Genomic DNA, 8,784 nt, shown 5'->3' with positions numbered 1-8,784 from the left:
TCAAAAGATCCGCCATCCGGCTGGTCTTTTTTTGCCGTTGTCAATCCTTAAGTATATAAAATTAAATCTGTTAAAAAGTAGAGAAGTAAAAAGGACCATAAGGAAGGTTATATGCAGTATACATGGTAGGGCATACTATGGATGCATATTAATTTTTACTTCTATCTGCATTATCCATATCTGATTAAGACAAAGGGACAGAATTCTTCGTTTCTATAGGGATATATGTTAAACTTAACGTAGTTCTGAAACTGTCATTGGGGGAATAGCCGATGGATACCTCTGCTAAAGATGAAATGATTTTTTCGTTTGCTGAATGGTTGAGAGACCAAGGCAAATCAGCTAATACGATCAAAACGTATACTGGTGTCCTTTCACAGTTTTGTGACCAGACACAAAAGATATTGATGGAGATTCATTCTGAAGATGTTCAGGGTTATCTTGATTATTTGGAAAATTGCAAGAAAAGCCCAGGAACTATCGAAAAACACTATATCGCCTTAAATGTTTTCTTTAAATTTTTAGGTAAACCGCAAGTGATGCTTTCTGTGGAACGTAAGGTTAAGGAGCACAAGCTTGAGGTACCTGAAACTTTAAGCATAAATGAACAGCAGATTTTGTTAAGAGATATAGAAGCAGAAGGAAATCTAAGAAACATTGCCATCGTCTACCTTTTGTTACATACAGGAATCCGTGTCTCCGAATTATGTGACTTAAATGGCCGCGACGTCATCATGGAAACAGAACGAAATTATATACTTGTCAGGAACGCAAAAGGTGAAATCGATAGATCCGTTCCACTTACAATATCGGCTATACAGCATGTACAAAATTATCTTTGTTCTTTAAAAGATAAAGCAGATCCGTTATTCATCTCAAGCTATAATCAAAGGATCACTCCGAGGTCAGTTCAATATATATTAAAAAAATACAATGTGCATCCACATAAACTGAGACATACCTTTTGCCAAAGGTTAGTGGATAATGGAATAGATATACAAACGATATCCAAGCTTGCCGGTCATAAAGATTTAAACGTAACGAAGCGTTATCTAAAAGAAAAATCGCTGGACCTGGCAAATGCGATAGACCAAACTTTCACCAAACATTAATCCATATAAATTAAAAGGGAAAGCGAGCTCTTTCCCTTTTTTGTTAATATAAGATTTTAAAACAAACGAATTTCCTTGGAAATGACGAACAGGACGTGACGTTGGGGCCTGTGCAGTTGTATTTATAAGAGCATATTGCATTGTTGAATCAAGAAAGAGGGGATTCCTAATATAAGGAATCCCCTCTTTTTTAATTCTTTACTTAACTGTTTTTTTCTTCTTTTTACCTATTTTCATTATTACTTCATATACTACCGGTACTATTACAAGTGTTAGCAATGTAGAACTCACAAGTCCGCCAATAACGGTAATTCCCAAACCTTGTGATATTAATCCACTGCCTTCTGCACCGATTGCCAGAGGTATTAAAGCGCCGATTGTGGCAAGTGCAGTCATCAGGATTGGGCGTAGACGGGTGGCTCCTGCCTCGAGTAAAGCTTCCCTGGTAGATAGCCCTGATTCTTCATTCTTGATAACACGGTCCACTAATACGATGGCATTGGTTACAACGATACCAATAAGCATCAGGACACCCATCATTGCCGAAACGCTGATGGTCTCACCTGCAACGAATAGCCCTGCCAATGCCCCGATTACCGTAAATGGTAAGGAGAAGAGAATGGCTATTGGTGCTAAACCACCATGGAAAGTAACGACTAGGACAAAGTATACGATAGCAACGGCCGCTAACATAGCGATACCAAGTTGAGTGAATGATTCTTGGATATCTTCAGTCACTCCGCCATAGTCTATAGTAACACTTGCGGGAAGGTCCAATTTATCAACTTCCTTTTGTACATCTGCTGTTACTGCTGCCACATCATCCGTTTTGATTGTTGCAGACACGTCGGCATAAATTTTTCCATCGCGGCGGCTGATTGTATCGGAAGCTTTGCCTTCTTCGATTTTCACAAGCTCTTTCAATGGGATTTCCATTCCCATTGGAGAAGAAATTTTAGTATTCTCAAGATCTTTTTTGTCTTCGAATGTCGTTTCTTTTGTCTCGACATATACTTTGACTTCTTCTCCATCTTTCTTAATGGTAGTTAAAGCATCATCTTTATTCGTATTGGCAATGGACATGCCAATTTGTGCAGCTGTCAGTCCAAGGTCACTTAGCTTTTCTTGGTCTGCAACTAGAGTGTATTGCTCATAAGCATCGGAAAGACTTGTATCAACATCTTTTAAATCTTTATTTTTCTTCATGATATTTTGAATATCATCAATTACCGGTTCAATATCTTTTTGTGTATTTCCGTAAACAAATAGAGTGGTTTCGTTGCTTGATGTTGACGTGAAATCTTGTTGTTTCCATGTTCCAGGTGAATCAAGTTCAGTTAATTCTTTTATGACGGTTTCTTTTTTGTCCCCGAAATTTTCGGTGTCTTCATCATAGAGTACATAGAAGAGAGCCGAGTTACTCGAGCCGCCCATCATGCCGCCGCCCATCATGCTTTCACCAAGTGTGTATTGAACGGTCTTCACATCGTCTTTATCCATGAAGTATTTTTCTACTTTTTCTGTTTGCTTTTCAATATCTTCTTTTAACTCTCCAGGTGCGGGAGTGTAAGTGACGATAATCGTTTTTTCTTCATCTGCAGGCATGAAGCTGACACCGATGCTTGGGATCAGGAATAAGCTGCCGACCAATAATACAATGGCTGTACCGAAAGTGATTATCTTATGGTTTAACGACCAATCCAGTGCTTTTCGGTAGAATGCTGATAGTTTGCTTGGTTTTTCTTCATGTGATTTTAATTCTTTTTTGGATAGTCCCTTTTTAAATAAAGAGTCTGCCATTGCCGGAACAAGAGTGATGGCGATTATTAATGAAGCGACCAATGCGAACACCATTGTTAAGGCGAATGGCATGAATAGTTCCCCGACAGGTCCTGTAACGCTGGCTAAAGGCAGGTATACGGCTACAGTAACGATTGTCGATGAAAGGATAGGGATGAACATTTCCTTAGTGGCTGATCGTATTAATTCGCCGCCTTTTAATTGTTCTCCTTTTAAAGCCATTCTTCTATAAATATTTTCAATGACGACAATGGAGTCATCGACGACTCGGCCAATGGCAACCGTCATGGCTCCAAGTGTCATGACATTCAATGAAATATCCATTTGTTTGAGCACCAAAAGTGCGGCTAACAGGGATAATGGAATCGAAATGACGGAAATGAGAGTCGTTTTAAAGTTCCTAAGGAACAGCATGATAACAATGACGGCAAACAGACAGCCGAAGAGTGCCTTGCTGATCATGGTTTCAACAGAATCTTTAATCGGTTTAGCTTGATCAAGCGTAGTGTGTACACTTACGCCTTTAAACTCTTCTTTGAAATTAGATGCTACTTCGTTTACTTCGTCTACGATTGCAACTGTATCGGCATCAGGCGATCTTGTAACCTGGATTCCAATCGATTCGCTACCGTTTGTTCTTGAAATCGATTCAGCCTTACCGGTGATTTTAACATCGGCAATGTCTGATAATTTGACATTTTGCAGTTGGGCAGGACCTGTTGCCATATCAGGAGTTGATTGATTGGTTTCCGATCCGGTTTGTGCTGGCGTTCCTGTTTGAGAGCCGCCGGTTAAAGGTATCTTTATATTTTTCAGGTCTTTTAATGTGGAGATGTTTCCATCCACAACGATCGTTTTTTCTTTATCATCAAAGTTATATATGCCAAGCGGCATGTTGACGTTTGCGGCCTGGATAACCTTCTTTACGGTTTCTTCATCGAGCCCGTATTGAGCCATCTTTTCCTCATCGAATACAAGGCTGCCTTCATTTACTTGTTGTCCGGAAATTGATACGGATGTCACGCCGTCAATCCCTTCAAGTTTAGGCACCAACACCTCTTCGACGTTTTTTGTAAGAGCTGGTAAATCAGAACCCTTATCTGTTACACTGAGGGCGACGACAGGAAAAGCGTTTAATTCTAATTTAGAGACGCTTGGGGCATCCACACCCTCAGGCAGTTCTAATTTCTCTAAAGCTTCTTTCACTTCTTTTACAGCGTCGTCCATATCCGTATCATAATCATATTGTAATTGGACGGAAGAGGCATTAGCCATGGACGAAGAACTGACTAATTCTACTCCTGGCAAATTTGTTACTTTCTGCTCAATCTGGTCCGTGAGTTTATCTGCTACTTCTTCAGGTGCAGCTCCAGGATATACAGTGGAGATGCTTATTAAAGGAGTCGAGATGCTTGGAATGGTTTCTTGTTTCATGTTTAAACCTGAGTATAAACCAGCTGCAACGATGATGATCGTAAGCAACCAAATTGCCAATTTATTCTTTAATGAAAATTTAATTATTGAATTCAAGCTTGTACCCTCCATACATAAAATTGTGACTAATCGGTCACAAGCTCAAATATATAGTATATGGATTATGATTGCAACAGATAATATTCGTTAGCGTTAACGTTGTGATTTCAAGGGTTTTGGGATACAATTTGGAAGATGTGACCCACTGGTCACCAACGGATAATTTTAAGAGATAGGATGAATTTGATGAAAGAAAAAAATAAGATGATCATAGATAAATCTGTAGAACTTTTCGCGGAGAAAGGCTATCATGCCACTTCCGTTCAGGAAATTGCTGAAAAATGTGGGATAGCAAAGGGGTTTTTTTATAATCATTTTAAGTCGAAGGAAGAATTACTGGTCTCCATTTTTAAATTTTATTATGAAGCGTTGACGGACTCATTGCTTGATCTTGAACTGGATGCTTCGTTGTCCAGTAAAGACAAGTTCATGAGGCAAATCACTGTTCACATTGAGCATATGACGGGAAATACCAACTTGATTCAAATGATGATGCAGGAACAAATGGTCCATATCAGCAAAGAACTAGATAGATTTTTACATTATATCCATGAAGAGGGCTTGATTTGGTTCAAGCGTAAAATCACTGAGTTATACCCGGGACTTTCGGCTGATCTTTTGCCGGATTGCACCATAATTTTGGATTCCCTTTTCAAAGGATATATCGGAATATTGATCAGGAAACAAAATGCTTTCGATGTGGAATTGTTACCTAGCTTCATATTGAACCGGATGGATTCAATTATCGCAAGCCTGCAGAACATGGAAGATCCATTATTGAAACAATTTCCCCTACCAGGATGCTCGATGCGGGATATGAGCCCAAAAGAGGAAATCCATTCGATCATCGTCAGGATGCTGGAAGTGGAAACACGTAAAGAAGAGGGCATGGATACACGTAAAAATACGGAAGCTTTAAAGGCGATCCAGGAAGAATTTTCAAAAGTTAGGCCAAGCCCCATCATCTTGGAAAGTCTTTTGTTATTTTTGGAAAAAAATGATAAAAGAAGTCCCTTGTCTTCAAAACTTATCTTAATGATGAAGGATTATTTGACAAGTTTATGAAGGCTTATCAGAAAGGGGCGTATAGCCTCTTTTTTTCATGATTCTTAATGAGTTTTAAAAGCGAGGGTTTAGGAAAAGGTAAAAGTGATGGGAAGAAAACAATTCTTTCTATAATATGGAGGCAAAATCATGCGATGGAAAAAGGGAATGCTGATTTATAATGAAAATGCCGGTAATGATAAACTCGAAAGGAATCTTGAGGGTTGTCTTCCAATAATAGCTCCGCATATTGATGAGTTTCTCATTATGAAAACGAAGGAAAAAGGCGATGCATGCCGTTTTTGCTTGGAATATGGTGAAGCCATGGATGTAGTTTTCGTTTTAGGAGGAGATGGAACGGTACATGAGTGTGTAAATGGCCTTTCGCCGCTTCCGAGGCGGCCGCTGTTTGGGGTTTTACCTGGAGGGACTTGCAATGACTTCTCCAGAACATTAAAGATTCCTCAAAATGTTCGTCAAGCTGCAGAAGCATTAGTGAATGGCAAGGTTCGTTCAATTGATATTGGCCAGGCCAACAACGATTATTTTTCTAATTTTTGGGGAGTAGGGCTTATTTCAGATGCATCAAGCAATATTGATGAGCAGGAAAAAAACAGGTTTGGAAAGATAGGATATTTATTAAGTGCTGTCAGGACGATTGGCGAGAATGCTCCCTTTTCCTATAAACTAAAATATGATGGGAATGTTATTGAAGGGGAAGCAGTTATGATTTTGGTTTTGAATGGTTGTTTTATCGGCACCAATTTATTGCCCTTTCCCATGATCAGTCCAGATGATGGACTCTTCGGCGTTGCCATCTTGGAAAATGCAAGCCTTGGTGCATTTTTAGAAATAATAGCGATGAAGCGTTCATGGACGCAAAATATGATCTCTGACTCTGGGGTGAATTATTTACAAGCCGATACCCTGACCATTGAAACCAAGAGGCCGCTTGATGTGGATATGGATGGAGAGAACTATAGACGAACTCCTGCACGCATTAAAGTCCTTGCCCAACATTTGTCAGTATTAACTCCAAATTAATATGGCGGATTAAATTTGAATGGGAATGATTATGTGTTTTTTTTGTATATTCATTCCTTATTTCTGCAATTGTTTCCAAAATAAGATAAAATATATGAAGATATATCAATTTTTGCAGGAGGTCCACATATGGTGTACCAGGTCAGATTAATAAAGGGCCTTTTAGAGCCTCATCGGAGTCGTTATCAGCTTCAAAATGCAGAGGCAGTCACAAAGCTTGGATTGAAATTACTATTTTTATATTTTCTTAGTCTTATAGTATTCGCCATTGGGGGATATTTTGGCATTGGTTCAGAATCATTTTCCAAAGAAATCACGAATATGAGTGCCGAAGAATTCGAAGGAGCAAAGTTGCTGATTTTGAGCGGCAACATAATAACAGGCATAATCGACCCTTCCATATACATATTTTTATCAGCTCTATTCTTTTGGATCGTTACAGATATCCCATATATAAAATTAGTCATCGTTCAAATGATTCTTTTTGTCTTGCAATTAGTGGAAAAAATATTTCTGATTCCTCTATTCGTTTTAATGGATATAGGCAGCGATGCCAATCCTTTTTCGTTGGGGATCATCAGTCAGTATTTTCTCAGAAGTGATTATTTCATTCATTTTTTCAGCGAAATCACCATTTTTCAATTTCTTATTATTGCTTTGCAATATTTTTATTTAAAGGAGTTTTCAGAACGAAATAATTATTTGGTCCTTTTAATGATTGTTCTATTCTATCTGGCCACATGGTTTGTTAAAGCCTTTTTAGCATACATCCAAGTTGGCGTATTTGTATAAGGCGGGTGAAATGAATGAGCGGGAAATGGAAAATGGCGGCGGTCTCCATTGCGTCGGTAGTGTTAATAACCGTTAATTTATACCTTATTGAAAAAAAAGAAAGCAAAGTGGAACGAACTGTTTTCGTTGAAAACTGGACAAAGGTAAAAAAAGATACAATTACGGATACTATTCAAACAAATGGGGTAATTAAACCTGTAGAAGAGTATGATATCTATTTTGACACCAAGAAAAATGATTTTAAGAAATTCCTTGTTAAAGAAGGCGATGCGATTACGGCTGGCTCCTCGTTGTTTGAGTATACGACGACTGAACTTGATGCTCTTAAAGCGAATTTAGAAGCGGAGAAAACGGAAGCTGAGGGAGAAATTGCAGGGATTGAGGAATTCATAGGGAAGTTGAGGTCTTATCAAGGGAACCTGACCAGTAACCCTGATAAAGCAGCCATTGATGAATCGGTGGAAAAAAACTTGAAAATTGATATAACAACAAGTTCCTCAGATCTTATTAAAAGTAACATTGAGCAAGAAATGTACAAGCAGGAGCTGGAAAAAAACAGCTTGAATGAAAAAGTGAAAATGCTTGACGCTAAATTAAGTTCAATTGAGGGTCAGTCCGGTGCGATCATGTCGACGAGTGAGGCTGATGGTGTAGTTAAAAATATCAATAAAAACCTGAATAATCCCATTATATCCATTGTTTCGACAAATATGGCAATTGAAGGGGATTTCACCGAAGAGGAAATGAAAAAGGCTGAAGTGGGCATGACTATAAAAGCAAGTTCCTCTGATTCAAAAACGGCATTGAAAGGGAAGATAGGCCGCATCCATTCCTATCCCGCTGAAGAGCCGTCATTAAAAAAAGATAACAGATTTCCATTTCAGGCACTAATCGAATCGGAAGGTGAAGAAACGGAAGCTTTGTTGGTGGGATCCAAAGTGAACCTTACTGTAATAACCAATGAGAAAGCAGGTGTCCTCTCCATTCCTATAGAGGCGGTACAATACCATAAACAGCCTTATGTTTACAAATTGACTAAAAAAGGCTATGTGGATAAACATTACATTACAAAAGGGCTTAAGGCTGAAGGGATGCAAGAAATCATAAAGGGACCGTCGGTGGGTGACGTCATTCTAATGGAGCCGGATGTGGCGAAGAACCATTCTTATTTTATTACCCCGATCCAATTTGAAAAAGTGAAAGCGGCAACTTATAAAAAATTCACCTCTAGGGAAAAAGTAAGATTTCTGTTGCTTGGCTTTTTGGAAAAATAACCGCTTCTTACATCAAGAGAGGTGATGTCAAATTAGTTCTTAATTATATATCAATATAACTTATGTGATTAAAAATCGGGAAGAGTAATTATAGATACAATAGTCTTTAATGCAGAATATTCAGACATATTTAAAGATTTTTTCTAGAACTAATGCGAATTAATATTTACAGATTATCATTTTTA

The 8,784-nt window shown here is 38.4% G+C and carries 6 protein-coding genes; 5 read left to right on the top strand and 1 reads right to left on the bottom strand.

Going from position 1 to position 8,784, the window contains the following annotated elements; translation table 11 throughout:
• Window positions 1-272 precede the first annotated feature (272 nt).
• A complete protein-coding gene (locus tag ABC374_RS27900; RefSeq protein WP_350300942.1) occupies window positions 273-1,112 on the top strand; it encodes a tyrosine-type recombinase/integrase in 840 nt (279 codons plus the stop codon).
• 198 nt (window positions 1,113-1,310) lie between these two features.
• On the opposite strand, the gene ABC374_RS27895 is transcribed toward ABC374_RS27900, so the two are convergent.
• Complete coding sequence (locus ABC374_RS27895) at window positions 1,311-4,442, bottom strand: efflux RND transporter permease subunit (protein ID WP_413020592.1); 3,132 nt, start codon at window positions 4,440-4,442, stop codon at window positions 1,311-1,313.
• A 189-nt stretch (window positions 4,443-4,631) separates the two neighbouring features.
• Between ABC374_RS27895 and ABC374_RS27890 the strand changes: the two genes are divergently transcribed.
• From ABC374_RS27890 to ABC374_RS27875, 4 genes are all read left to right on the top strand, one after another.
• Window positions 4,632-5,510 (top strand): TetR/AcrR family transcriptional regulator, encoded by an 879-nt coding sequence (locus ABC374_RS27890; protein ID WP_413020591.1) that lies wholly within the window; start codon window positions 4,632-4,634, stop codon window positions 5,508-5,510.
• Window positions 5,511-5,639: 129 nt separating this feature from the next.
• Window positions 5,640-6,533, top strand: a complete 894-nt coding sequence (locus ABC374_RS27885; protein WP_413020590.1) for a diacylglycerol/lipid kinase family protein — start codon at window positions 5,640-5,642, stop codon at window positions 6,531-6,533.
• 129 nt (window positions 6,534-6,662) lie between these two features.
• Window positions 6,663-7,325: a hypothetical protein gene (locus ABC374_RS27880; protein ID WP_350300946.1), complete on the top strand. Its 663-nt coding sequence runs from the start codon at window positions 6,663-6,665 to the stop codon at window positions 7,323-7,325.
• Window positions 7,326-7,339: 14 nt separating this feature from the next.
• Window positions 7,340-8,599 carry an efflux RND transporter periplasmic adaptor subunit gene (locus tag ABC374_RS27875; RefSeq protein WP_413020589.1) on the top strand — a complete coding sequence of 420 codons (1,260 nt, stop codon included), beginning with the start codon at window positions 7,340-7,342 and terminating at the stop codon, window positions 8,597-8,599.
• Window positions 8,600-8,784 lie beyond the last annotated feature (185 nt).

It is taken from the genome of Peribacillus phoenicis, assembly GCF_047238085.1.
Classification (GTDB): Bacteria; Bacillota; Bacilli; order Bacillales; family DSM-1321; genus Peribacillus.
Note: the sequence above shows the minus strand (reverse complement) of the source record. Positions and strands in the feature narration are given on the sequence as shown.